18 protein-coding genes are annotated in these 23,539 nt (G+C 60.1%); 6 read left to right on the top strand and 12 right to left on the bottom strand.

Translation table 11 applies throughout. The features are described 5' to 3' along the window. Window positions 1-69: 69 nt before the first annotated feature. From BN1120_RS16055 to BN1120_RS16045, 3 genes are all read right to left on the bottom strand, one after another. Window positions 70-2,196 (bottom strand): FimV/HubP family polar landmark protein, encoded by a 2,127-nt coding sequence (locus tag BN1120_RS16055; protein ID WP_042016927.1) that lies wholly within the window; start codon window positions 2,194-2,196, stop codon window positions 70-72. A 293-nt stretch (window positions 2,197-2,489) separates the two neighbouring features. Further along, window positions 2,490-3,506 carry an aspartate-semialdehyde dehydrogenase gene (locus BN1120_RS16050; protein ID WP_041214974.1) on the bottom strand — a complete coding sequence of 339 codons (1,017 nt, stop codon included), beginning with the start codon at window positions 3,504-3,506 and terminating at the stop codon, window positions 2,490-2,492. 147 nt (window positions 3,507-3,653) lie between these two features. Continuing rightward, window positions 3,654-4,775 (bottom strand): 4-phosphoerythronate dehydrogenase, encoded by a 1,122-nt coding sequence (locus tag BN1120_RS16045; protein ID WP_042016923.1) that lies wholly within the window; start codon window positions 4,773-4,775, stop codon window positions 3,654-3,656. Between the two features lie 250 nt (window positions 4,776-5,025). Here BN1120_RS16045 and BN1120_RS16040 point away from each other — a divergent pair, with 250 nt between their 5' ends. After that, entirely contained in the window at window positions 5,026-5,748 is a 723-nt protein-coding gene (locus tag BN1120_RS16040) for a phosphatase PAP2 family protein (RefSeq protein ID WP_042016921.1), read from the top strand. 53 nt (window positions 5,749-5,801) lie between these two features. On the opposite strand, the gene BN1120_RS16035 is transcribed toward BN1120_RS16040, so the two are convergent. After that, entirely contained in the window at window positions 5,802-6,623 is an 822-nt protein-coding gene (locus BN1120_RS16035) for a MetQ/NlpA family ABC transporter substrate-binding protein (RefSeq protein WP_010675145.1), read from the bottom strand. Window positions 6,624-6,964: 341 nt separating this feature from the next. On the opposite strand from BN1120_RS16035, the gene BN1120_RS16025 reads away from it, so the two are divergent. The 3 genes from BN1120_RS16025 to BN1120_RS16015 all read left to right on the top strand — a co-directional run bounded on the left by BN1120_RS16025 (window position 6,965) and on the right by BN1120_RS16015 (window position 8,157). After that, on the top strand, window positions 6,965-7,351 hold the full coding sequence (locus BN1120_RS16025) for a VOC family protein (protein WP_042016917.1): 387 nt from the start codon (window positions 6,965-6,967) through the stop codon (window positions 7,349-7,351). Window positions 7,352-7,420: 69 nt separating this feature from the next. Continuing rightward, window positions 7,421-7,960, top strand: a complete 540-nt coding sequence (locus tag BN1120_RS16020) for an isochorismatase family protein (protein ID WP_042016914.1) — start codon at window positions 7,421-7,423, stop codon at window positions 7,958-7,960. A gap of 5 nt (window positions 7,961-7,965) precedes the next feature. Further along, complete coding sequence (locus tag BN1120_RS16015; protein ID WP_223915819.1) at window positions 7,966-8,157, top strand: hypothetical protein; 192 nt, start codon at window positions 7,966-7,968, stop codon at window positions 8,155-8,157. A gap of 18 nt (window positions 8,158-8,175) precedes the next feature. Here BN1120_RS16015 and modF read toward each other — a convergent pair whose 3' ends face one another. From modF to ppsA, 4 genes are all read right to left on the bottom strand, one after another. Next, on the bottom strand, window positions 8,176-9,630 hold the full coding sequence (gene modF / locus BN1120_RS16010; protein WP_042016912.1) for a molybdate ABC transporter ATP-binding protein ModF: 1,455 nt from the start codon (window positions 9,628-9,630) through the stop codon (window positions 8,176-8,178). A gap of 160 nt (window positions 9,631-9,790) precedes the next feature. Next, entirely contained in the window at window positions 9,791-11,350 is a 1,560-nt protein-coding gene (locus BN1120_RS16005) for a sensor domain-containing diguanylate cyclase (protein WP_080768066.1), read from the bottom strand. A gap of 300 nt (window positions 11,351-11,650) precedes the next feature. Further along, window positions 11,651-12,355: an EAL domain-containing protein gene (locus BN1120_RS16000; protein ID WP_039038809.1), complete on the bottom strand. Its 705-nt coding sequence runs from the start codon at window positions 12,353-12,355 to the stop codon at window positions 11,651-11,653. A gap of 1,032 nt (window positions 12,356-13,387) precedes the next feature. Then, window positions 13,388-15,760 (bottom strand): phosphoenolpyruvate synthase, encoded by a 2,373-nt coding sequence (gene ppsA, locus BN1120_RS15995; protein ID WP_042016911.1) that lies wholly within the window; start codon window positions 15,758-15,760, stop codon window positions 13,388-13,390. Between the two features lie 307 nt (window positions 15,761-16,067). Here ppsA and ppsR point away from each other — a divergent pair, with 307 nt between their 5' ends. Further along, complete coding sequence (gene ppsR / locus BN1120_RS15990; RefSeq protein WP_041213081.1) at window positions 16,068-16,880, top strand: posphoenolpyruvate synthetase regulatory kinase/phosphorylase PpsR; 813 nt, start codon at window positions 16,068-16,070, stop codon at window positions 16,878-16,880. A 129-nt stretch (window positions 16,881-17,009) separates the two neighbouring features. On the opposite strand, the gene BN1120_RS15985 is transcribed toward ppsR, so the two are convergent. Continuing rightward, entirely contained in the window at window positions 17,010-17,285 is a 276-nt protein-coding gene (locus BN1120_RS15985; protein WP_080768065.1) for a hypothetical protein, read from the bottom strand. Window positions 17,286-17,641: 356 nt separating this feature from the next. On the opposite strand from BN1120_RS15985, the gene BN1120_RS15980 reads away from it, so the two are divergent. Beyond that, a complete protein-coding gene (locus BN1120_RS15980; protein WP_042016910.1) occupies window positions 17,642-19,018 on the top strand; it encodes an amino acid permease in 1,377 nt (458 codons plus the stop codon). A 162-nt stretch (window positions 19,019-19,180) separates the two neighbouring features. On the opposite strand, the gene BN1120_RS15975 is transcribed toward BN1120_RS15980, so the two are convergent. The 3 genes from BN1120_RS15975 to BN1120_RS15965 all read right to left on the bottom strand — a co-directional run. Then, window positions 19,181-19,882, bottom strand: a complete 702-nt coding sequence (locus BN1120_RS15975; protein ID WP_042016908.1) for an SIMPL domain-containing protein — start codon at window positions 19,880-19,882, stop codon at window positions 19,181-19,183. A gap of 54 nt (window positions 19,883-19,936) precedes the next feature. Further along, window positions 19,937-20,494 (bottom strand): hypothetical protein, encoded by a 558-nt coding sequence (locus tag BN1120_RS15970; RefSeq protein ID WP_042016907.1) that lies wholly within the window; start codon window positions 20,492-20,494, stop codon window positions 19,937-19,939. Window positions 20,495-20,581: 87 nt separating this feature from the next. Then, on the bottom strand, window positions 20,582-23,539 hold a 2,958-nt coding region (locus BN1120_RS15965; RefSeq protein ID WP_155397122.1), incomplete at its 5' end, for a type I secretion C-terminal target domain-containing protein.

Raw genomic sequence — 23,539 nt, 5'->3', positions numbered from 1 at the left:
GCGGGGCCCCCAAAGAGAGAGGGCAGCCCGCGGGCTGCCCTCTCTGGTGCATGGATGACAAGGGCCTGCCTAGCCCAGGCGCTTGAGCAGCTTCTGCGCCTCGCTGCGCTGATGCTCGCTGCCCTGGGCCACCGCCTCTTCCAGCAGCTCGCGGGCGCTCTCCTTGTCGTCGATCTCGAGGTAGGCCCGGGCCAGATCCAGCTTGGCCCCCACCCCGCCGTCATCGGCATCCACATCAAAGCCGTTGGACTCCGGCAGCACCTCGGGGAAACCGTCCAGCCCCACATCCAGGGAGAAGCCCTGATAGGGTTCCTGCTCCGTGCTGCTGGCATCGGCATCGGCCAGCAGCTTGTCGATTTCAACGAAGTCGCTGTCTTGCACCTGTTCGCGGGGTTTCACCTCCCCCTGATGGGACTCCACCTCGGCGAAGGCATCCTCGAAATCCGCCAGGGCCAGCTCGCTGGGATCCCACTCGGACGCCGTCGGCTTGGTGGGCTCCAGCCCGAGCTCGGCCAGCATGTCGTCCACATCGTCCTTGCCAAACCCCGTCTCGTCGATGTGCGGCGCCTTGGTGGCAAGCTCATCGTCGGTCGGCTCGCCAAACCCGGTCTCTAGATCGCTCAGATCGAAGTTGGCCAGTGTCTCGTCACGCTGGCTGCGGCTCTCCTTCTGGGCCTGGGCCAGATCCGCTTCCAGATCCGCGTCCAGCTCGGCAAACAGGGCGGCCTGCAGCTCCTCCTCGGTCATGATCTCGTCATGACCACGAGCAGAGGAGGTGGGCTCGTCGGAGAGATCGAGTTCCGGCACCACGGGCAGATCGAAGTCCCCCTCATGGGCCAGATCCAGCTCGGGCACCAGATCCGGATCCCGGTTCGCCGTCGTCACCGCAGGTTCCACATCAAAGGCGGAGAGCGCCGTCTCGTCATCCCGGAAGATGACATCGGCGGCAGCACTGGCACCATCTTGCTTCCTGCTCACTTCCGGCTCGTTGAGATCCGGCATGCCATGGAGGGGCTCGTCATCCGCGATGCCCACCGTCATCAACTGCTCAAACTCGCTGTTCTCGTCTCCCATGACCATGGAGGTCGACTCGGAGAGGCTCTTCTCCTGCTCTTCCAGCTCGCGGCGGGCACGAGCACGCAGCCAGAGCGTGACCAGGGCAAGCACCAGGAGCACCGGCAGCAGGATGATCATGGCGAGATTGAGCGGCGAAGAGAGCAGCTCCATCAGCCAGCTCTGTTTGGGCACCGGCGCCACCACGGGAGGCGTCGGATTGGCCTTGAGTTCCGCCACCTCTTTTTGCAGGGCGGTCTGATCCTGCAACTGGGCCTTGAGGGTCTCCACTTCTTCGGTCAGGGCTTGCAGACGCAGCTTGAGCCTGTGGTTCATCTCGGTGACCTGGCCGAGCTGGGCGTTGGCATCTTCCAGGGCCAGCGCCATCTCGGTAGAGGGTTTGCCCACCGCAGTGGCGGGCAGGGGCGCCGGCGCCGTGCTGGCGGCGCTGCTCGCAGCAGCGCTCACCACCACGGGGGTGGAGACAGCCGCCTTGGCGGTCTCCTTCACCTCGGGGGCTGGAGCCGTTGCCTTGGGTGCCGCCGGGATCGGCGCCGCCTTGGGCGGTGTGCTCTTGGCCACCACAGCCGGCTTGGCCGGAGCAGGCTTGCTCACCACCGGCTGGGCGACGTGGGATTGCTTGTTGGCCAGGTATTTGGGGCTCAGCCCCTTCCAGCTCGCGTTGTCGCTGTTGAAGCGACGGCGTGCTTCGGCATCCGTGATGCGCCCCGCCTCTGCGGCGGTGGGCAGCAGGATGTGGGAACCCACCAGAATATGGTTGATGTTGCCGTCTGCGAAGCTTCGGGGGTTCTTGTCATAGATGGCCACCATGGTCTGGTAGACACTTACCCGGTTGGACGGGCGATGCTTGCTCGCCAGACTCCAGAGGGTATCGGTGGGACGCACGGGACCATAACTGCCAGCCGACGCAGCAGGCACCTGACGCACGATGGGCTGGGCTCTGGGCAGGGTGACGGGCGCCACGGGCTGGGCCCGGGGCTCTGGTTGCACCGCGGGGGGCGGTGAGCCATCCGGTCCCTTGAGTTCGACAAAGAAGGGTTCTCGCGCCCCCTCTTCGGCCTGAACCGTGCCCAGAAGCCCCAATGCGAGTAGCGTTGCCAGCGTTATGCGGGAATGTCCCATATTCGTTCCTTCGTATGACGGCCCTATCACATTGAAAAATCTGGATAGTTACCCCAAAACAATCGGCTCAATATAAATCAGGCGCCGGTCTCAAGCCAGCGATCCGACATATTTCGCGCCCGGCGGCGACCAGAAAGCAGCCCCAGACGCGAACCAGAGTGTAGAAAAAAACCTAGTCCACTGATATCACACGGTATTCCAAAAACCGGAGAGTGGGTTCCCGGTCACATCCCGGGGCCAGGGCGCCCACATCAAGGCGGGGTTCCCTCCCCGCCCGGGGCCGACATCCGGCCTCAGAGGTAGTCGCGTACCAGCAGTTCGGCAATCTGCACGCTGTTGGTTGCCGCGCCCTTACGAACGTTATCGGCCACGATCCACATATTGATACCACTCGGATGAGAAATATCCTGGCGTACCCGCCCGACCATCACATCATCCTGGCCGGTGGCATCGCGCACCGGGGTCGGGTAGTCCCCTTCATCATCAAACAGGGTCACCCCCGGGGCATTGCGCAGCAGCTCCTTGACCTGCTCGGCGTCCAGCGGCTGGTGCAGCTCCACATGAACTGCCTCGGCGTGACCGTAGAAGACCGGTACCCGCACGCAGGTGGGGTTCACGGCGATGCTGGCATCCCCCAGGATCTTCTGGGTCTCCCACACCATCTTCATCTCTTCCCGGGTGTAGCCGTTGTCGGTGAAGGCATCGATCTGCGGGATCAGGTTGAAGGCGATCTGCTGCGGATAGAGGGTCGGCTCCACCGGGCGGCCGTTGAGCAGGTGGGCGGTCTGGCCCGCCAGCTCGCTCACCCCTTCCTTGCCGGAGCCGGAAACGGATTGGTAGGTCGCCACGTTGATGCGACTGATGCCTACCTCATCGTGCAGGGGCTTGAGGGCCACCAGCATCTGGATGGTGGAGCAGTTGGGGTTGGCGATGATGTTGCGGTTGCGAAAATCGGCCAGGGCGTCCGGGTTCACTTCCGGAATGACCAGGGGAATGTCCTCGTCGTAGCGGAAGCAGGAGGTGTTGTCGATGACGATGCAGCCGTGCTCGGCGGCGATGGGCGCCCATTTGGCCGAGACCTCGGCACCGGCGGAGAAGAGTGCGATCTCCACCTGGCTCCAGTCAAAGGCCTCCACATCAAGGATGTCGACGTTCTTGCCGCCAAAACGCACCGTGTCCCCAGCGCTGCGACTGGAGGCGAGCGGATAGAGGGTCGCTACCGGGAAGGCGCGCTCCTCCAGGATCTCGATCATGGCCTGACCCACGGCGCCGCTGGCACCCAATACCGCTACGTTGAATTGCTGACTCACTGATCTGTTCTCCTGTGATGCGGCCCGTCGGGGCCGGGCATGAGGGCCCCGGCTGGCACGCGTATCGGTTTGATGACAGGCCCGCCATGATGCCGGGCCGGGGGGAAGCGCCGCCTGGGCAAGCCCCTCCCCTTGTTGAAATCGGGTTTATTGCTTCGAGACGGCAAAGCCCAGTCGGGCCAGTCTGTCGTCGGCGAAGGGCCCTTTCAGTTGCAAGGCGCCCAATTCGCGCCGCTCGGGGTAGCGCTTGCGCTGCTCATCGAAGCTGCCGGGCAGCCCGATCCGGTTGCGAAAACGGGCGTCGTCCCGGCGCACGTCATAAACAAGGTGGACAAGCTGCTTGATGAGCGCCTGATCCGCCGGCTGCCCCGGCGTCAGCTCGCGCACCTCGGGGGCAGGCAGCAGGGATTGCAGATCCTGGCGCGGGGTGCGCCCCAGTTGCCGGCACAGCGCCTCATAGAGCATCCAGGTGCCACGGGCCTTGCCTTCCAGGCTGTAACCGGCGATGTGCGGGGTGGCCAGCTCGGTATGGGGCACCAGTTCCTTGAGGGGCTCCGGCTCTCCTTCCCACACGTCCATCACCAGCCGCAGGGGATGGGGCCCCTGCTGGCGGACAAGCAGGGCACGGTTGTCCCACACCTCGCCGCGGGAGGCGTTGATGAGGATCTGCCCGGCCGGACGCTCGGCGATCTCCTCGACTCCCAGCAGGTGGAAGGTGGCTTCATCCCCTTCACGAAGATAGGGGACATGGAAGCTGACGATGTCGGCATCCAGGGCAGTGCGGAAATCCACGAAGTCGCCAGCGGCGCCGCTACGGGCCAGGGGCGGGTCGCAGCGCAGCACCTTCATCCCGAGCGCCTCGGCCTTGCCGGCCACGCTCTCGCCGGTGTTGCCGGCGCCGATGACGGCGAGGCTCATCTCGCTCAAGGTCAGCTCATGGCGTTCCGCCAGAACCAGCAGGGCGGAGAGCACGTAGTCCCCCACCGACACCTTGTTGCAGCCGGGGGCGCTGAAGAAGGGGATGCCCCGCGCCGCCAGCAGCCCCTGATCGATGTGATCCGTACCGATGGTGGCCGTACCGACAAACCCCAGCCTGGGGCAACTCGCCAGGAGCGCTTCGTTGACCCGGGTCACGGAGCGCACCAGCAGCACATCCGCCTCTTGCAGATCCGCGGCCTTTATTTCTCGTCCCGGCAGGGGAACCACTTCACCAAATTCCGCAAACAGCTCCACCGCATGGGGCATATTTTCATCAACGACGATCTTCATCGGCACGCATCTCGTCCACAAGGGCCACAGGCGCGCCATTCTAGCCCAAACGCGACGGATTTTCAGAGGCTTGTTGGCAGACCGCTCTGCGGCCATCTTTTCGCCTCCCGGCCTCAGGTGCGGGCACGATGCCCGGCAGCATCATATGTAACAGCCTGTTGCCCTCGCCCCCTTCGCCTTGACCAGAGCAACCTGACTGGCACAATGACGCCTCTTTTTAGCCGCTCGCGCCACCGAACCGGACCCCTTGATGCCGACTCACTCCTCTTCGTTGCCACGCCGCAAGGTGCTTCATTTCAATGCCCTCCTGCTCCTTCCCCTGCTATTGCTCGTCTGCCTGCCCTGGCAGCCGTTCATGACCCAGGCCCTGCAATCGGGCTGGCTATGGTGGCCCTACGCCCTCACCCGCATGGTGGACTTGCCGGGGCTGGTCTTCACCATCGCCGCCCTGCTGCTGCTCACAAGACACAAGCTGACGCTGGACGGTCGCGCCATATTGGCGCTGGCTGGCGCCCTCTTTGCCGTGCTGGCGAGCGACTGGGTCATCAAGAGCCTCATCAAGCTGCTGACCGAGGAGCCCAGGCCCTACCTCATCTGGCTGGAGAGCCAGGAGCTGATCCCCGCCATCCGCCAGTTCTATGGAGGAAGCCAGGCCCTTCGCAGTGAACAGGTCCACGCCGCGACCCAGTTGCTGGCGCTGCCCGCCTGGCTCGGCCAGCACTGGCAGGCAGAGGTCAACTACGCCTTTCCCTCCGGTCACAGCATCGCCGCCATGAGCCTCGCCCAGTTCTTCGGCCTGATCTGGCTGGCCCGGGCTCCCGCCGGGGCCTGGCTGCTGCCACTCTGGGCCATCGGGATTGGCCTCTCGCGCACCCTTATCGGCATGCACTGGCCCCTGGATGTACTGGCAAGCGCCCTGCTTGGCAGCCTCACCGCCCTCCTGGCCGCCCGCTGGTGGTTGCGCCACTACTGACCTCCAATAAAAAACGGGCACCTGGGTGCCCGTTTTTATCGCTTGTACGCCACTCACCCCTTCTGCTGCCAGCCCTCGGGATACTTGTAGCCGACGAAGCGCTTGGCGGCATAAGCCTTGAATTCAGGGGAGTTGTAGGCGGCCGCCACATCCTTGGCGAACGGCTTGCCCGCATCGGCGCTCTTTACCACCACCCAGTTGATGAAGTCATAGCTGCGCTCGAGGAAGAGGCCGGAGCTGAACGGGATCCCGCTTGAGGCGGCAAAGTTGCCGTTGATGACGGAGAAATCCACATCCTCACGGGAGCGCGGCAGCTGCGCCGCCTCCAGCAGCACCAGCTTGAGGTTGTGGGGGTTCTTCACCACGTCGAACTCGCTCGCCTTGAGGGGATTGATCCCCTCCTTGAGGCTCAGCCAGCCCAGATCCTGCAACATCAGCAGTGCCCGGGCCTGGTTGGTGGGATCGTTCGGGATGGCGACCGTGCTTCCCTCTTTCACCGCCTTCAGATCCCCCAGCTTGCCGGCGTAGAGCCCCATGGGGCCGGTCGGCACCTGGGTGATGGGCGCCAGAGAGAGACCCCGGTCTTTGGCGAAGCTCTCCAGATAGGGCTTGTGCTGGAAGCAGTTGACGTCAAGCGACCCGTCCGCCAGGGCGATGTTGGGGGTCACGTAATCGGTGAACTCCACCAGTTTGACCTTGTAGCCCTTGGCTTCGAGCTGCGGCTTGATGGCGTCGGTGACCATGTCGGCAAAGTCGCCAACCGTGGTGCCGATGACGATCTCTTTCTTCGCCTCATCGATGGCAAAGGCGGACAGCGGCAGGCTGCTGGCGAGCAACGCCAGGGCGGAAAGGGTGAAGAAGGAACGACGTTGCATAAAAACTCCCTGTCAACATGATCATCAAAACGGTGAGCGGTCGGGGGCGCGAACATGCAGTCAGCGCACAACCATCTAGCCATCCAAACGGCTAACCGAGCACACCATAACAGAGCTCGTAGCCTTCGCCAAGCAACAAAACCGGGCAAACTTGGCCAGCACGATGTAAAGCGCATCCCGCAACTGGATGAAAAATCTTTGACGGAGCACGCAGTTATGCGCCTTGCCCTCTCCCTGCCTGGCGTCAAACTGACTTATTGTGGTCATTCGATACCCATTTCAACGGGTTCCCATGAGGGCCTGATGGGCTGCTCTACACCCAGGCAACACAAGGAGTCACCGTGTTCGATCATGTTGAAATCAAGGTGGTACGTTTTGACTCCTGTCAGCACTTCTACGCCACCGTGCTGGCTCCTCTTTTGATAGAACTCAAATGGTCTGATGAGGCGGCAGCCGGTTTTGGCCTGATGGGCCGCGATCACGTGGGCTTCCTGATTGAGCGGGGGCAGCAGGGCGCCTCCTGCCATCTCGCATTCAGGGCCGACGACGCGACCCAGGTGGATGCGTTCCATCACGCGGGGATCAAGGCAGGCTTTGCCTGCAATGGGTTGCCGGGACTGCGTCCCCACTATGCCCCCAATTACTACGCCGCCTTCCTGCGCGATCCCGATGGCAACAACATCGAGGCGATGACCTACCTTGAATGCCCAGACACGGCAAGCGAGTGAAGCAGCGCCACTCAGTCAGCCAACGAAAGCCTTCAGGCGAGGCTGTCCGCCACAAACAAGGAGACATTCATGCTTGAGCAAAACACCACCGGCCTGCTGGTCGTCGATATCCAGGGCAAGCTGGCCCGCCTGGTCGAGGAGAGCGACGCCCTGATTGCCAATACCGCCAGGCTGGTGCAAGGGGCAAGGGTGCTGGGGCTGCCGGTTGTCTGGCTGGAGCAGAACCCGGACAAGCTCGGTGCCACCGTGCCCGAATTGCAGTCGCTGCAGGCAGGCGATCTTGTGCTGCCCAAATACAGCTTCGGCGCCCTGGGGGAGCCCACTGTGGCGACCGCGTTGGCCGAGAGTGGGATCGAGCATTGGCTGGTATGTGGCATCGAGACCCATATCTGCGTCTACCAGAGCGTGCTGGGGCTTCTGGCCAGCGGTGCCCGGGTCTCGCTGGTGGTGGATGCGGTGTCGTCTCGCTGCGCTGCCAACCGGGATCTCGCCATCGGCCAGCTTGCGGCCAGGGGAGCTGCGCTGACGTCGGTGGAGATGTGTCTTTACGCGCTGATGAGGGATTGCCGCCATCCGGCATTTCGCCAGATCCTCTCCCTGGTGAAATGACCGCCATGATGGACAATATGGCGCCCTTTCTGTTCGCCCTCATCGCCTTCGGGGCGGCACTCATGGTGACGGTGACGGGGATGGCGGCCACCCGTCACTATCTTGCCTGGCTCTGGCTGGGGATCATGCTCTTCTTCGGGCTGTGGTGGACGCTGCTGGGGATGCCGCCGCTCCTTGCCGAACCAGCCCCTCTCTGACCATGCCGCCCGGACGGCTCAGCCCCCCAGACGCTCCTGCAGATAGTCGTATCCCCCCTCCTCCCTTGGCACAAAGCTCAGCCTGTGGGTCAGACCAGGGGGCGCATCATCCGCATGATGGGAAACGAACAACAGCTGGGTTCCCTCGCCAACGAGGCGCGCCACCATCTCCCGTACCAGGTGACGGTTGAGGGGATCCAGTCCCTGCAGGGGTTCGTCCAGGATGAGCAGCGGCGGATGCTTGACCAGGGCACGGGCGATCAGCACCAGTCGCTGCTGACCGAAAGAGAGAGAGTGGAAAGGCTGCGCCCCCTGATCGGCCAGCCCCAGCAGGGCCAGCCACGCGTTCGCCAGCGCCAGCTGACGATCCCCCGGCCGGGTATAAAGCCCGATGGAGTCGTAGAAACCGGAGAGGATCACTGTCTGCACCGGGCAGCTGACACGATAGTCCAGATGCAGCGCCGGGCTCACGAGCCCGATGTGGCGCTTGATCTCCCAGATGCTCTCGCCGCTGCCCCGCCGCCGTCCGAACAGATGGAGCTCATTGTTGTAACCTTGCGGGTGATCCCCGGTGATGAGGGAGAGCAGGGTCGACTTTCCAGCGCCGTTTGGTCCCACCAGTTGCCAGTGCTCCCCCTCGTCAATGGTCCAGTCGAGCCCGTCGATGATCACCTGATCCCCGTAAGCGATACGCATGGCTTTCATGACGACCCGAGGGCCGGGAGGCAAGGGCTCGGGTGTCGTCAGCGGTGGCGGCAAACGGGGGGACGTGGTTTCGGCGCGAGCCAGCTGGGCCACCTCCTGGCTGCCGAGCACCGCCTCGCGCTCCCCCGCCAGCAGCAGACGACACTCGCCGAGCAGGCCGAGGTGAGTGGCAAAGGGGGGGATCTCGTCAAAACGGTTGACGATCACCACCAGGCGCAGCCCCTCTGACACCAGGTCGGCCAGCAACATCATCAAAGAAGCCCTGGCCCCCTGATCCAGGCCATCGAAGGGTTCGTCCAGCACCAGCAGCTCGGGTCGCCCCAGCAGGGCCCGGGCCAGCAGCAGCTTGCGCCCCTCCCCGCTCGAGAGGTAGCGATAGGGGCGCTCCCACAGGGATTCAATGCCAAAACGGGCCAGCAGCGCGTGGGCCTCATGCTCCTCACCCCCCGCCTCCAGCATCAGGGTCGATACCCGATACCCCGCCTCCTCCTCTTCTCCCAGCATGTCGGTATTGCGCCGCTGCCAGTCCTGCTCCCCCAGCTGTTGCTGCGACTCGAACGAGAGTCGCTCGGCCCGGACTCGACCCGATACCGCTCCGGCACGCACGGCCAGCTCGCCGCACAGGGCCGACGCCAGCGCCGTCTTGCCGCTGCCGTTGCTGCCGACAAAGGCCCAGCACGCTTGAGGCGCCAGCTCAAGTTCGGGAATGAAGAGGGTCTGGCTGCCGTGAAGGGCCAGCCTGGCCTTGTGCCACTGCAATTGGGTCATGAGTCCATCCAGTTAACCTGTCTGTCGCTACCTTAACAGCTTGAGGGGTGAGAGCGTATCGATAAGGGGCATCCGGGCCCCCTCTGTCACGCCCCCTGATCGTGTTGGCTGGCCAGCCCCCAATTGCACCACCACAGAGAAGGGCTGCCGGACTGTGCCATCAAAGCCCGGTGGCGCGATAGATACGATCCTTGCCATCTTGCTTGGCGCGGTACAGGGCCTGATCGATCTGCTCCATCAACGCTTCCGGAGTACGCCCCTCGGTCGCGCCGATGCCGCCACTGAAGGTCACCTTCATCGCCTCATCCCGCCATCTCATCTCACCCACCCCCTGGCGCCACTGTGCCATCAGCCACTCGGCCTCGGCCAGGGTGCAGTGTTCGAACAGGGCGACCAGCTCCTCGCCACCATAGCGGCACAGGGAGGCCGCATTGGCGAGCCGCTCCTGCCCGAGCGAGGCGCAGCGGCGCAACACCACATCACCGACGGCATGGCCATGGCCATCATTGATGCTCTTGAAGTTGTCGAGATCCACCAGTGCCAGCACGAACGGCCTCCCCTCGCTGTGCAGTTGCCTGAGCCGTTCATCCAGGAAGCGGCGATTGTAAAGACCGGTCAGTGCATCCCGGTTGGCGGCATCGTGCGACGCCTGCAAGCGATCGGAGACCAGATTCAGCTCCTCGTGCAGCTCCGCTATCTCCGGGAAATCAGGCAGTATCATCGTCGCCCTCTCCTGCGTCGAGCTCAAACGCAGCAGGCGCACCATCTGGATAAGCCCCCCGATCAGCGTCGACAGCCGCAAGCGAAAGAGGATCGCCATCACGATGAACAGAGCGCTCGACAACAGCAGCAGCACAATGACGGCACCGCCCCCCACTAGGGCCACCGCGTCTCGCCTCGGCTGCATAGTGATGGCCAGTAGGTTCGAGCGCCCCGGCAGGGCCTGATAAGCCACATACTGGCCGACTTCATCCGAGAAGAAGGTGCCGGACGCCCCCTCCAGCCGCGCTAGCCAGGGATAGGCGATGACCTGACCATTGAACTCGGCCTGGGAATGGACCAGGATCTGGCCGCTGGATCGGTCAAACAGCAGGTGATTCAAGCCGTTGTCCCGATAGAGCATGGTGCTGAGCCGCTGCGACCAGGCGGGCAGGTTGATGTCGAGGCCGATGACACGCTCCTTCACCCCCCCAAAGGGCCTTAGCCGATGGGAGACGGTCAGGGTATAGGCCCCGGTCAGCGCATCCTGATAGGCCCCGGTCCAGCTGAAGCCGGAGGTGCCGAGCGCCCCCTTGAACCAGGCACGATTCGTCGAGTCAAGCTGGGTGGTGTCCCAGGCCAGATCCTGCTCCTCGTCGTTGGAAAAACTCTGTCCGCTCGCATCGGCGTAGTAGATCAGGTTCAGTTGCTCGCCGAGCGTCACCTTGCCATTCCACAGATTGCGGCTGAAGGCTTTGGTCTCGTCGGAGAAGGTCAGGGGGCGCAGTTGGTCAGCATTGACCTCGGTGGCCAGCACCTGCTCCACCTGCTCGAGGCTCTCCGCTTCGGCGATCGCAATGGCGTGATTGAGAATAACCAGCTTCTGCTCCACCGCGGCGCGATGATTGAAAATAGAGAGTGCGAACACCCCGCCGATCCCCAGCAACATGGGCATGGCAAGTAACCAGAAATATTTGGTACTAAAGGCGTATTTGGTCGTTGGACGGGCGGTGTGAGACATGCAGGAGACCCTCGATACATCTGTGGTATGGTCCCCCGACCCGCTCGCGATAAAGCCGGCATCTGCCCGTCTTGTCCATATTATCGACAAGGTTCTCTCAGGTCAGGGAAATTCATTGATGCAACACGACATCACGTTGATATTTATCTCAGCCATCAATATGCAGTAATTCATTGCCGTTGCTCCTTGTTTACAGGGTGAAGAGCGCTGGCATTTCTCTAACTATTTTTTAAATCACGACCAAACACGCATAATATGTTTTCATCTAATTCCGTTAGGACCGGTCAGGTTTTTCATCAATCACAGACTCGAAATGAGGTTGCGTAATAATCTGGCCCGCCAATAAAACCCTTGCCCCTGAACAAAGCCATGTAATCTGAGGAATGAGAGGTGATGCTTGTTTTCGACCCCCTCGATGATGACATTGTCATGTCCCCAGTCAGCAGTGAGCCTGGTCATGGCGGTGCCATCACATCGGGTGAAGCAGCGCCAGAAGAACTGTTTATTGACCCTAATGCCATCGAACAAGGCTGCGGATACATGGTCCATCGACAACAAGGATTCATCGGCATTGTTTATCCATAACTTGACCCCTAATCTTCTAAGCCTCGCCATATTATTCAATGCCAAATCTGGGATACCATCAGCAATATCCGCCATCTCAAAGGCCATACTCAGTCCAAAATTCGATATATACGAACCGAAATCTTCCCAAGAGATAAAGCATTCCATCAAATGCATATCGACACGGAGAAACACCGCCTGATAGAGGCGACTGTCGATTTTATTAAGATCTTTAAAGAACACCAGTTGTTGCGTAAATAGCCATGCGGCGTAGGAGGTGGTCATGTTGCTGAAGTTGGCTCTGGAAAAGACAGCCTTTTTTTCTGAAAATGAAATAACCTCAACTGCAACAATATCCCCGACATGCAGGTTGGCGATGGGTTCAATAGTATGCCTGATATAATCATGACCTTCGATGCTATGGCTTATGATGGTCGTCACCCGCTATTCCCCCCTACTGAATGAATTGGGCTTAATATGGCGACAGCCACCACACAATGACGGCAAAAAGCAAGTGGCACGGGTCACCTCATCATCGCTGACATTCACTTCAAGCATGGTTACCTCTTTATCAAGCCATGCCCTATCTGGCCCACCGGCATCTCCCCTCATACGGCACCATTATCAGTTCAATTGCTGTATCCAGACTGAATCGTTTTATGCTCACATAATAAGACCGCCAGTGCATGCCAATCAAATTACCTTGCCATTCATCAACAATAAAATCATTTAATAACAATGAGATATGAACATATTTCTGCTAAAGGGACGTGAATGAGCAAGATAAAAAAATGAGTTTTAAATTTTTTCGGAATTAAACTCTGAGGTATTGCCGTTATTAAAACAGAGGAGCGCCAAGAGAAAGCGTTTTCAAGGCTTGCCTTGATATCATGGCAAGGAGACCGACCATCAAAAAACTGATATCTCTCTCCATGACCCCTCTTATTGCTTTATTTGTGATTGGAGTGTTATCAGCGATGGTGACGACTGTGTTTGCCCAGGTTCCATCCGGGCAGAGGCAATATGAGGCACCCGCTTTGGATTGCAGCCCATGACGGCATCATTCTCGCGCCCTCTCATCGGGCGCAGTGTCACCGGCCTCACTCATTCCCTGACTTATGCCAACCAATGGGACCAAAGTCACAACTTGATCTGCTTGCCCGCAACTGCACATTTCCCGCCCCCCAGGGGCAAGGCGCGGCGGCGACTTGCTAGCCTGCCTGCGGCTCAGGCTCATGGCCACGCACGGCCTCCCCCGACGCCCTTATCGACATCCCGGCCCTCAGATTGGCCTATAGTTCGGCGAGGTTGTGGATCGTAACAGCATGATCTGGCACGCCATTTTTGCGCAGGAGAAGGCAGGCATCGGACAACATAGACATGCACCGCATGCCGGCATGAAAACGGCGCCCTCTCGGACGCCGTGTCTTTTATCACAGTGCAGCGCTATCGCCACACAGGCACAAAAGCGGCTCAGCCGGCCTTGTGCTGCTCGGCCAGATAGAGCCAGGTGTCGACCACGGTATCGGGGTTGAGCGACACGGAATCGATCCCCTGCTCGACCAGCCAGGCGGCGAAGTCCGGGTGATCGGACGGCCCCTGGCCGCAGATCCCCACGTACTTGCCCGCCTTGCGGGCGGCGGCGATGGCCATGGCCAGCAGCGCCTTGACCGCCTCGTTGCGCTCGTCGAACAGGTGGGCGATGAGCCCGGAGTCCCGATCCAGCCCCAGGGTCAACTGGGTCATGTCGTTGGAGCCGATGGAGAAGCCGTCGAAGTGCTCGAGGAACTTGTCCGCCAGCAGCGCATTGGAGGGCAGCTCGCACATCATGATGACTTTCAGGCCGCGCTCGCCACGGCGCAAGCCGTTCTCAGCCAGTATCTCCACCACCTGCTCCGCCTCACCCAGGGTACGCACGAAGGGGATCATCACCTCGACGTTGGTCAACCCCATGACATCCCGCACCCGTTTCATCGCCTCGCACTCGAGGGCGAAGCAGGGGCGGAAGCTGTCGGCGATGTAGCGCGACGCGCCACGGAAACCGATCATGGGGTTCTCTTCATGGGGTTCGTAACCACGCCCCCCCACCAGGTTGGCGTACTCATTGGACTTGAAGTCCGACATCCGCACGATGACCCGCTCCGGCCAGAAGGCGGCCGCCAGGGTGGCGATCCCTTCCGTCAGCTTGGCTACGTAGAACTCACGTGGGCTCTCGTAGCCCGCGATCATCCTGGTGATGGTGGCCTGGAGTTCCGGGGTCTGCTGATCGAACTCCAGCAGCGCCTTGGGGTGGACCCCGATCATGCGGTTGATGATGAACTCGAGGCGGGCCAGGCCCACGCCGGCATTCGGCAACTGGGCAAAATCGAAGGCGCGGTCCGGATTGCCGACGTTCATCATGATCTTGATGGGCAGGCGCGGCATGTTGCCCACCTCGGTCACCGCCACGTCAAAGTCGAGCTCGCCGTCATAGATGAAGCCGGTGTCCCCTTCCGCACAGGAGACGGTGATGAGCTGACCATCCTGGATGTGGTCGGTGGCGTTGCCGCAACCCACCACTGCCGGAATGCCGAGCTCACGGGCGATGATGGCGGCGTGGCAGGTGCGTCCACCCCGGTTGGTGACGATGGCGGAAGCGCGCTTCATGATGGGCTCCCAATCCGGGTCGGTCATGTCGGTGACCAGCACATCGCCAGGCTGCACTTCATCCATCTGGCTGATGGAGGAGATGACACGGGCCGGACCCGCGCCAATCTTGTGGCCGATGGCGCGCCCCTCGATCAGCACCTTGCCGGTTTGCTTGAGGGCAAAGCGCTCGAGAGTATTGGCTTCCTGGCGGCTACGCACGGTTTCCGGACGGGCCTGAACGATGTAGAGCTTGCCATCCTGACCATCCTTGGCCCACTCGATGTCCATCGGACGACCGTAGTGCTGCTCGATGATGAGGGCCTGCTTTGCCAGGGCCATCACTTCCTCGTCCGTGATGCAGAAGCGGTTGCGCTCGGTATCGGTGGTGTCGACCACCTTCACCTGACGGCCATGACCGGCATCCCCGGAGTAGGTCATCTTGATGAGCTTGGAGCCCAGCGTCTTGCGCACCACGGCGGGGCGCCCGGCCTTGAGAGTTGGCTTGTGCACATAGAACTCGTCCGGGTTGACGGCCCCCTGCACCACCATCTCACCCAGGCCCTGGGCGCCGGTGATGAAGACCACGTCGTTGAAGCCGGATTCGGTATCCAGGGTGAACATGACGCCGGAGGCAGCGAGATCCGAGCGCACCATGCGCTGCACCCCGGCAGAGAGAGCGACCCCCTTGTGGTCATAGCCCTGATGGACCCGGTAGGAGATGGCGCGATCGTTGAACAGAGAGGCAAACACATGCTTGATGGCAGTCATGACGGCATCGATGCCGCGCACGTTGAGGAAGGTCTCCTGCTGACCGGCAAACGACGCATCCGGCATGTCTTCCGCGGTGGCGGAGGAGCGCACGGCAAAGGATGCCTCGAGCCCCGCGCTCAGCTTGTCATAGGCCTCGCGCACCGCCTGCTCCAGAGCGGGCTGGAAGGGTGCTTCCACCACCCAGTCGCGGATCTGCTGACCGGCCCGGTTGAGGGCGGCGATGTCATCCACATCCAGACTGTCGAGCAAGTCATGGATCTTGCCGTTGAGGCCGCTTAACTCCAGAAACTCGTTAAACGCAAAGGCCGTGGTCGCAAACCCGCCCGGTACGGACACGCCGGCCCCCGAGAGGTTGCTGATCATCTCGCCAAGGGATGCATTCTTGCCGCCGACGCGTTCAACGTCCTGCATACCGAGCTGTTCGTACCAGAGTACGTACTGTTGCATTTGCATGTCTCCAGGTTGGGGGGCCAGGGTGACAATTCACCTGCTGTGCCAAGTCGTGTGTTTTTGTTAGTGTCTGTTGCCAACGGCCATGAAAACGTTTTCTATTTATTGTCAAAAAAATCCCCGAGCAAGAGTTGGGGATGGTCGTTTGACACAGGCATTCTACAATAGCGACACAAAAAGGTAACGACTCAGGTTTGCAACCGAGTTCACAACTTGGGCATGGCAGATCTGTTGACAAAAACGATATGGTTTCGAGAGATACTTATTTCTCGCCGCCCCCTGGAGCGCACCACAGGAGTCCGCAGTGCACACCGTATTCTATGTATCCGACGGCACCGCCATCACCGCCGAAGTCTTCGGCCACGCAGTGTTGAGCCAGTTTCCCTTGGCCTTCGAACAGATCACCATCCCTTTTGTCGAGACCCAGGAGAAAGCGCGCCAGGTACGGGCACGTATTGACGAACAGTTTCGCCAGACCGGGGTGCGCCCCATCCTCTTTCACACCATCGTCGACCCCATGGTGCGTGAAGAGGTACTCAAGGCCCAGGCCAGCAGCCACGATTTTCTCAACACCTTCGTGAGCCCTCTCGAACAGGAGCTCGGTATCAAGGCCGAACCCAGGTTGCATCGCACCCATGGCATGGAAAACCGCAAGCTGTACGACGATCGCATCGAAGCGGTCAACTTTGCGCTGGCCAACGACGATGGCATCACCACCAGGGAGTATGACGAGGCAGACATCATCCTCATCGGGGTCTCCCGTTGCGGCAAGACACCGACCAGCCTCTATCTGGCACTGCAATTTGGCATTCGCGCCGCCAACTATCCCTTTATCGAGCAGGACATGGGATCGCTGGAGCTGCCCGCCGCCCTCAAGGCCAATCGCCACAAATTGTTCGGCCTCACCATCATGCCGCAGCGGCTGCACGAGATCCGCAACCAGCGCCGCGCCAACAGCCGCTACTCCTCGCTTGATCAATGCAAACAGGAGCTGGCCAGCGTCGAGAGGCTGTTCCGCCAGGAGGCGATCCGCTTCCTCGATACCAGCTCCCACTCGGTCGAGGAGATCAGCGCCAAGATCCTGGAAGCGACCGGCCTTCGCCGCCAGCTCTGCTAACCTGCAAGGCTGTCACAGCACAACGCACCATGAAATAGATGAGTGGCAAGATAACGAAACAGAGAAACAGGATGAAAAAATGATGCCAGCATCATCGCTGGCATCCTATCACTCGCGGGGCAAGCAGGCTCAGGGCTTGTTGAGCTCCTTGTTGTTCATCAACATGCCGTGAAAATGGATGAGTCCCCTGCCCTTGCGGACTCGCTCGCTCAGCCAGCAGGCTGGCACCAGCCCCATCCCGGCAGCAAGGATGAGCACCATGGCGACGTGGTTAACCAGGTAACCCGCTCCCAACCAGCCCCAGACAACAAGGCTGCTCATCGCCATCGTCAGCAACATGGGGGATAGCCAGATCCCGAGCCAGAGCACGACCATCACCAGGCCACCGACTATACGCTCCATCATATGAGTCCCTTTTTATCAAAGGGAAACAACGCCATGAAAACCAAACTGAGTCAAGAGATGGAAATCCATTCGAACACAAAACCAGCAATCACTCTCAAAACCCCTTTCCAGATCATGAAAAACCTGCATGGCGCACAAAACAGCAGCCAATGATGAGGAAAACAGGTGCATGGACGGTCGATTATCACTATTCTGCTCGGGTTGGTAGCCGCTACAAAAAACAGCCAGCGGCAAACCGTAACGATATAAATACGGATTTCGTCACGTTTTCGGCACAAGATGCCGCGCCAGGCAGAGGACGTGCTGTGGCTGACGGGACGCGAGCCGAGTGATTTCAGCGACGTAAGGAAGGAAGCATGGATCTTCAACAACACGGCGAGGAGCTCAAGCGCGGTCTGAAAAACCGCCATATCCAGCTCATCGCACTGGGCGGTGCCATCGGTACCGGCCTGTTCCTCGGCATTGCCGACACCATCAAGATGGCGGGCCCTGCGGTGCTGCTGGGTTATGCCATCGGCGGCTTCATCGCCTTCCTCATCATGCGCCAGCTGGGCGAGATGGTGGTGGAAGAGCCGGTTGCCGGCTCATTCAGCCATTTTGCCTACAAGTACTGGGGTGACTTCGCCGGCTTCGCCTCCGGCTGGAACTACTGGGTGCTCTATGTGCTGGTGAGCATGGCCGAGCTGACGGCAGTCGGTATCTATGTCCAGTACTGGTGGCCCGAGATCCCGACCTGGATGTCGGCGGCCTTCTTCTTCGTGCTGATCAACGCCATCAACCTCTCCAACGTCAAGGCGTTCGGCGAGATGGAGTTCTGGTTCGCCATCATCAAGGTGGTCGCCATTCTCGGCATGATCGGATTCGGCGGCTGGATGCTGTTCTCCGGCAGCGGCGGCCCCGAGGCCACGGTCAGCAACCTCTGGGCCCAGGGTGGCTTCTTCCCCAACGGCGTCGGCGGGCTGGTGATGGCCATGGCCTTCATCATGTTCTCCTTCGGCGGTCTGGAGCTGGTCGGCATCACGGCAGCGGAAGCGGACAATCCCGAGAAGAGCATCCCCAAGGCCACCAACCAGGTGATCTACCGCATCCTCATCTTCTACATCGGTGCCCTCACCGTACTGCTCTCCCTCTATCCCTGGGGCAAGGTAGTGGAAGGCGGCAGCCCGTTCGTGATGATCTTCCATGCGCTCGACAGCAACCTGGTAGCCAACGTACTTAACCTGGTGGTGCTGACCGCCGCGCTGTCGGTGTACAACAGCTGCGTCTACTGCAACAGCCGCATGCTGTTTGGCCTGGCCAAGCAGGGCAACGGCCCCAAGGCCCTGCTCAAGACCAACAAGAGCGGCGTGCCCCTGACCGCCATCACCATCTCGGCCGCGGCCACCCTGCTGTGTGTGCTCATCAACTATTTGATCCCGGGCAAGGCCTTTGGTCTGCTGATGTCTCTGGTGGTCTCCGCCCTGGTCATCAACTGGGCCATGATCAGCCTGGCACACCTCAAGTTCCGCAAGGTGAAGGCTGCAGAAGGGGTCACCACCAAGTTCAAGGCACTGTGGAGCCCGTTTGGCAACTACCTCTGCCTCGCCTTCATGGCCGCCATCCTGGTGATCATGTACATGAACGACGGCACCCGCATCTCGGTCGAGCTGATCCCGGCCTGGGTCCTGGTACTCGGTGTCGGCTATCTGCTCAAACAGAAGAGCCAACGCAAGCTGGCGACCAACCTGGGCTAGGCATCGAGCCTCCTCCAACAAAAATGCCGGTCAGTGACCGGCATTTTTTTACTCCATTCCCGTTTCACCTGACCCAGTTAGCGGCTCGCTTGTCCTGCCAGCCCCTGCAATGACAAACCCGAGGGGTTGCCTCGGGTTTGAGTGATGGACAAAGGGGCTGTGTTATTCCAGCAGGAAGACGGCTTCTACATTGTCAGTGATGCTGATCTGCTGCTGTTGATAGCTGTTTTCCATCATGTCGGCGGCAGGGGCTCCCGCGGCCTTCATGGCACGGGTATAGACCGGCATGGGGGAACTGTTGCGGTATTCGACGCTATACACCTTGCCAAGTTTCATGCCGAAAGCCTTGGCCAGGGATTCCGCCTTGCTCGTGGCATCAGCGACAGCACCAAGCCGGGCCTGCTCCTTGATGACCTGTGGTGACTTCAGGCCGTACTCTATCTGGGTCACGGACTCCAGACCCGCCTTGAGGGCGGTATCCATCAACTGGCTGAGTTTGTCGAGTTGATAGAGTTTGACGGCCAGTTGGCGCTGGGCACGGTAACCCACCATTTCAGGCTGCTTGTTCTGGGGGTACTGGTACTCGGGGGAGATCACCAGGTTGCCCGCCTCGACGTCGCTGCGCTTGATGCCCAGGCTCTCCAGCTGGCCAAAGAAGGCTGCAACCTTGGTATCTACCTGCTGTTTGGCCTTGATGCCCTGCTTCTCCAATGCCGTGACGGCGACATTGAGCGTCAGCATGTCTGGTTCAGCCTTTTGCTCCGCATAGCCACTGACGACCAGATGGGGGGCTTGAGGAACCTCGATGGCAAGCAACGGAGCACTGACAACCAGCGCGGACAGGGTAAGAAGGGGACGCCACATAAAAAAACCTCCATCATTTAGATGGAGGTCATTATGCATGTCGTCGATTGGGATTCATATATCGTGTGTCGGCGGGATCTGGTCCAGCACCTGATTGGTCATGTCGATATTGATGCTGATCTCCCCTCCTCCTGAATTGCCATGGCTTGTCATCACGGGAGCAGGCGCCTGGCTGCCAAACAGCGATTCATCCTCAAAGTGGAACGAATCCCACGACAGAACATGACCTTGTGATGGCAGATTCGACTCGGACGTCGTCACGATGGCCAGCACACCCCAGTCAAGCTCCTCACCGTGGCTGAGCAGCCCCTGCAAGGAGGTATCGCTCAGGCTCTGCAACGAATACTCCTGCTGCCCCCACTCATGGCCGACCAGCACCATCATGTGGGGCAGGGGGGCATCTTCTGCTGGCGTGAAGCTGATACGAGAGGCGGCAAAGTCCACATTGAGCAACCCCGCCACCTCACCATCTTCGCTCTCCAGCTCCAGACCGTTGAGCGTGTCACCCGTCATCGTGGCCTGATAGCCAAAGCGGCCGGTGCAGACGATATTGTCCTGCCCGTTCCAGCTGTAGCGAATGCCGTCGATGTCGACCCAGTTGAATGACTGCATGGTGACCCTCTCCTGATACTGCAGCTATCTTATCTGCCCACTCCACCAAATAACAGGGGCCGGGCACACCCGGCCCCCATACCCTGCTTACGGATCGACCTTGAGGTTGCCCTGATCCAGCAGATCCTGAATGATCTGCAGATTGGATTTACCGGCCGTCAGATCCACGTTGTCAAAGAGGATGGTATGAGTCGTGGTGCCACTTCCCGCTCCATCCAGATCAATGGTCAGTGTCGACTTGCCACTGCCCGGACCAGGAGCAAAGGTAAGATAGTGATCCAATGTGCTCGCATCGGCATGCTCACCACTGAGCAGTTCACTCAGGTCCAGGACATCTCCATTGGCCCCCGTGGTGAAGTCTTTGATGGTATCCGTGCCTCCTGCATCACCTGCCATCCATTTGAAGGTATCCTTGCCAGCCCCACCAGTCAGGGTATCACTGCCGGTACCCCCAATCAGCAGGTCGTCGCCACCACCACCACTCAAGATGTCGTTACCTGCCAGTCCGCTCAAGACGTTGGCATTGCCATCGCCGGTCAGGCTGTCGTTGAACATGGACCCTACCAGATTTTCCATGTTGCTCAGGCTGTCTGTCCCCGCCCCTCCGGTATTCTGACTGGCACCATTGACTGTGACCGTGACCCCAGCAGCGCTGTCGAAGTAACTGGCCGTATCATTGCCGTTGCCGCCGTTCAGGGTATCGTTGCCAGCGCCACCGATCAGGAGATCATTGCCCTCACCACCATTCAAGGTGTCGTTACCGAGTCCTCCAAGCAGGATGTCGTTCCCGGCATTGCCGTTGAGCGTATCGTTTCCAGATCCCCCGATCAGGATCTCGTCGAGATAGCTCCCGGTGAGTGTCGAACCGCTCTGCACATCCACATACACCTTGGCCGTATCTGTGGTCGTGCTATTGGTGTAGTTGAACGAACCCTCGTAAGAGTTGGGAGTCGCATTGCCGGAGGTATCATCAAATGATACCGAGCCTGCATTGTCTGTGACGGTTCCTCCCACAGCTCCCGAGACGCTCGTGATCATCTGGGTCGCAGCCAGAGGCCCGGTGTCATTGGCAAGCAGGGCCCAATCCGGAATGGTCGCGGGGTCCTGGTTGGTGATGATAAAGTCATCACGAACCACGGTAGGACCGACCGCCGGGTTGATAACGATGGACAGGGTGCTGGACGCAGTATCCCCATCGTTGTCTATCACACTGTAACCCACGACCTGGTTTATCCCCCCGACCGGAATGGATGTCGGCGGAGTATAGGTGTACGCGCCGTTGTCCATATCCACCTTGAGGATGCCGCCTGCAAGTGTAATGGTCCATTCATTGGTCGCTGTATTGAAAGTCCCGACTGATGTTCCTCCCGAGACGCCAGCGGAGTCCGTCTTCTGGTTGTAGGTATAAGTCACCCCACCCACGGTAATGGCATTGAGCCAGCCACCGTCGGCCCCAGCACTCGCTGCTACCCCGTTGATCAGTTGTCCTGCCAGGGGCGGAGCTACCACAGTGCTCAAAAGGGTCGCGGTCAGTTGACTGAAGTCAGTCACCACCACTGCGGTGGTATTCGCCGGACTGGCACCACTGACCCCGTTGTAGGCGATGGGATCCAGTGCAGACTGGGTTGCTCCCGAGCCCATCCCGAGCGCGTATGAATTGATGTTGTTCGCCGTCAGGAAATCGGCCCAGTCCTTGGTTTCACCGCTCAGTGTCGTGCCGTCACCATCGATCCCGTTCCCACCGCCAAGCGAGTTGTTGCCATCAGGAACTGTGGCGGGGGTACCGCTCAACGAGCTGGCATTTGGCAGACCATCCGACATGAAGTAAGAGACATTTTGCGCATTAGCGAGTCTACCTGTATCGCCAAAGGCTTTGATTGCCTCGTTCAGTGCATCATCGTAGTTGGTCGAGTCCGTGGGGGTAAGGCCAAGGATGATGGCCTTGGCTACATCGACCGAGACCCACACCCCGGTCGGATTGGCGGCTGAAGTGGAGAAGGTCACGATATTGACCATGACGCTGCCGTAGGCGCTGTATTTGTCCAGCAGCTCCAAAGCGGACTTTTGCATCACCTGCATCCGAGTCATGCCTTGATAGCCCGATGGATCACCCATACTGCCGGAGATATCGAGGATCAACATCAGATTCGTGTTCTGCACCTGAGTCGCCTGGCCTGCATTGGTAACAGCATTGGCAATGGGGGCATCATCGCTGATCACAACCTGCAGGTTACCCGTGCCACTGTCGCCACTGGCATCCGTAGCCGACACGACGAAACTCGGACCATTCGCTGTATCACTGTTGCCTTGAACGTTGTGAGTCAGCACATTGTCTTTGAGCGTGTAGGTATAGTTCACCGTGTAGACACCGGCCGTGGGTCCGCTGACACCGGTTACCGTCAGCATTCCTTCCGTATTGTTGATCAAGGTCTGACTGCCGCCACTGGTCAAGTTGTAAGTCTGCCCACCGATGGTCAAGGTAGTCAGATTTTCCCCCTGGGTGTTGATGGTGAAGCTGCCATTGAATATCTCCGAATTACCACTGGCAGCCGTCCCCTCAGGCAGTCCCTCCTCATCAACCGTCGCATTGCCGATGGTCAATACAGGGACACGGGTATCCTGAGCAATATTGATGGTCAGAGTTGCCGGATCCGTATCACCATCGCCATCTTTGAGCGTGTAGGTAAATACCTCCGAGGCCCCCACGGGAACCGATGCCGCCGTGAGCGTATAACTGTATTCGCCATCCAGCCCCATGGTCAGCGTCCCATACAGCCCGGTCACTGTGAATCCACCGGCAGGATTACTGTCTGAATTGCCGTTCGAGCTCACGACCTGGCTGATTGCCGCACCATCAGCCCCCATGACGTCCACCCCAGCACCGGCTGTACCGCCGATGGTACCCGCCCCGGTAATCACATTCCCCGTCACCGGAGTGAACACACCTTCAGTAGCACTGTCAGCATCATCGTTGGCCGTCGGCACGTCATCGACAATCTGCACGCTCAAGGTGTTCGAGGCCGAGTCCCCGTCGCTGTCCACCAG

It is taken from the genome of Aeromonas caviae, assembly GCF_000819785.1.
GTDB classification, from domain to species: domain Bacteria; phylum Pseudomonadota; class Gammaproteobacteria; order Enterobacterales; family Aeromonadaceae; genus Aeromonas; species Aeromonas caviae.
This window is presented reverse-complemented; position numbering and strand designations above follow the sequence as displayed.

Bases quoted from the DNA above. Each gene is read 5' to 3' on its own strand.
- BN1120_RS16045 (WP_042016923.1), bottom strand. From the start codon at position 4,775: ATGAAGATCGTCGTTGATGAAAATATGCCCCATGCGGTGGAGCTGTTT.
- BN1120_RS15980 (WP_042016910.1), top strand. From the start codon at position 17,642: ATGGATCTTCAACAACACGGCGAGGAGCTCAAGCGCGGTCTGAAAAAC.
- BN1120_RS16015 (WP_223915819.1), top strand. From the start codon at position 7,966: ATGATGGACAATATGGCGCCCTTTCTGTTCGCCCTCATCGCCTTCGGG.
- BN1120_RS16055 (WP_042016927.1), bottom strand. From the start codon at position 2,196: ATGGGACATTCCCGCATAACGCTGGCAACGCTACTCGCATTGGGGCTT.
- BN1120_RS16005 (WP_080768066.1), bottom strand. From the start codon at position 11,350: ATGTCTCACACCGCCCGTCCAACGACCAAATACGCCTTTAGTACCAAA.
- BN1120_RS16035 (WP_010675145.1), bottom strand. From the start codon at position 6,623: ATGCAACGTCGTTCCTTCTTCACCCTTTCCGCCCTGGCGTTGCTCGCC.
- BN1120_RS16020 (WP_042016914.1), top strand. From the start codon at position 7,421: ATGCTTGAGCAAAACACCACCGGCCTGCTGGTCGTCGATATCCAGGGC.
- BN1120_RS15985 (WP_080768065.1), bottom strand. From the start codon at position 17,285: ATGATGGAGCGTATAGTCGGTGGCCTGGTGATGGTCGTGCTCTGGCTC.
- modF (WP_042016912.1), bottom strand. From the start codon at position 9,630: ATGACCCAATTGCAGTGGCACAAGGCCAGGCTGGCCCTTCACGGCAGC.
- BN1120_RS15975 (WP_042016908.1), bottom strand. From the start codon at position 19,882: ATGTGGCGTCCCCTTCTTACCCTGTCCGCGCTGGTTGTCAGTGCTCCG.
- ppsA (WP_042016911.1), bottom strand. From the start codon at position 15,760: ATGCAACAGTACGTACTCTGGTACGAACAGCTCGGTATGCAGGACGTT.
- BN1120_RS16040 (WP_042016921.1), top strand. From the start codon at position 5,026: ATGCCGACTCACTCCTCTTCGTTGCCACGCCGCAAGGTGCTTCATTTC.
- BN1120_RS15970 (WP_042016907.1), bottom strand. From the start codon at position 20,494: ATGCAGTCATTCAACTGGGTCGACATCGACGGCATTCGCTACAGCTGG.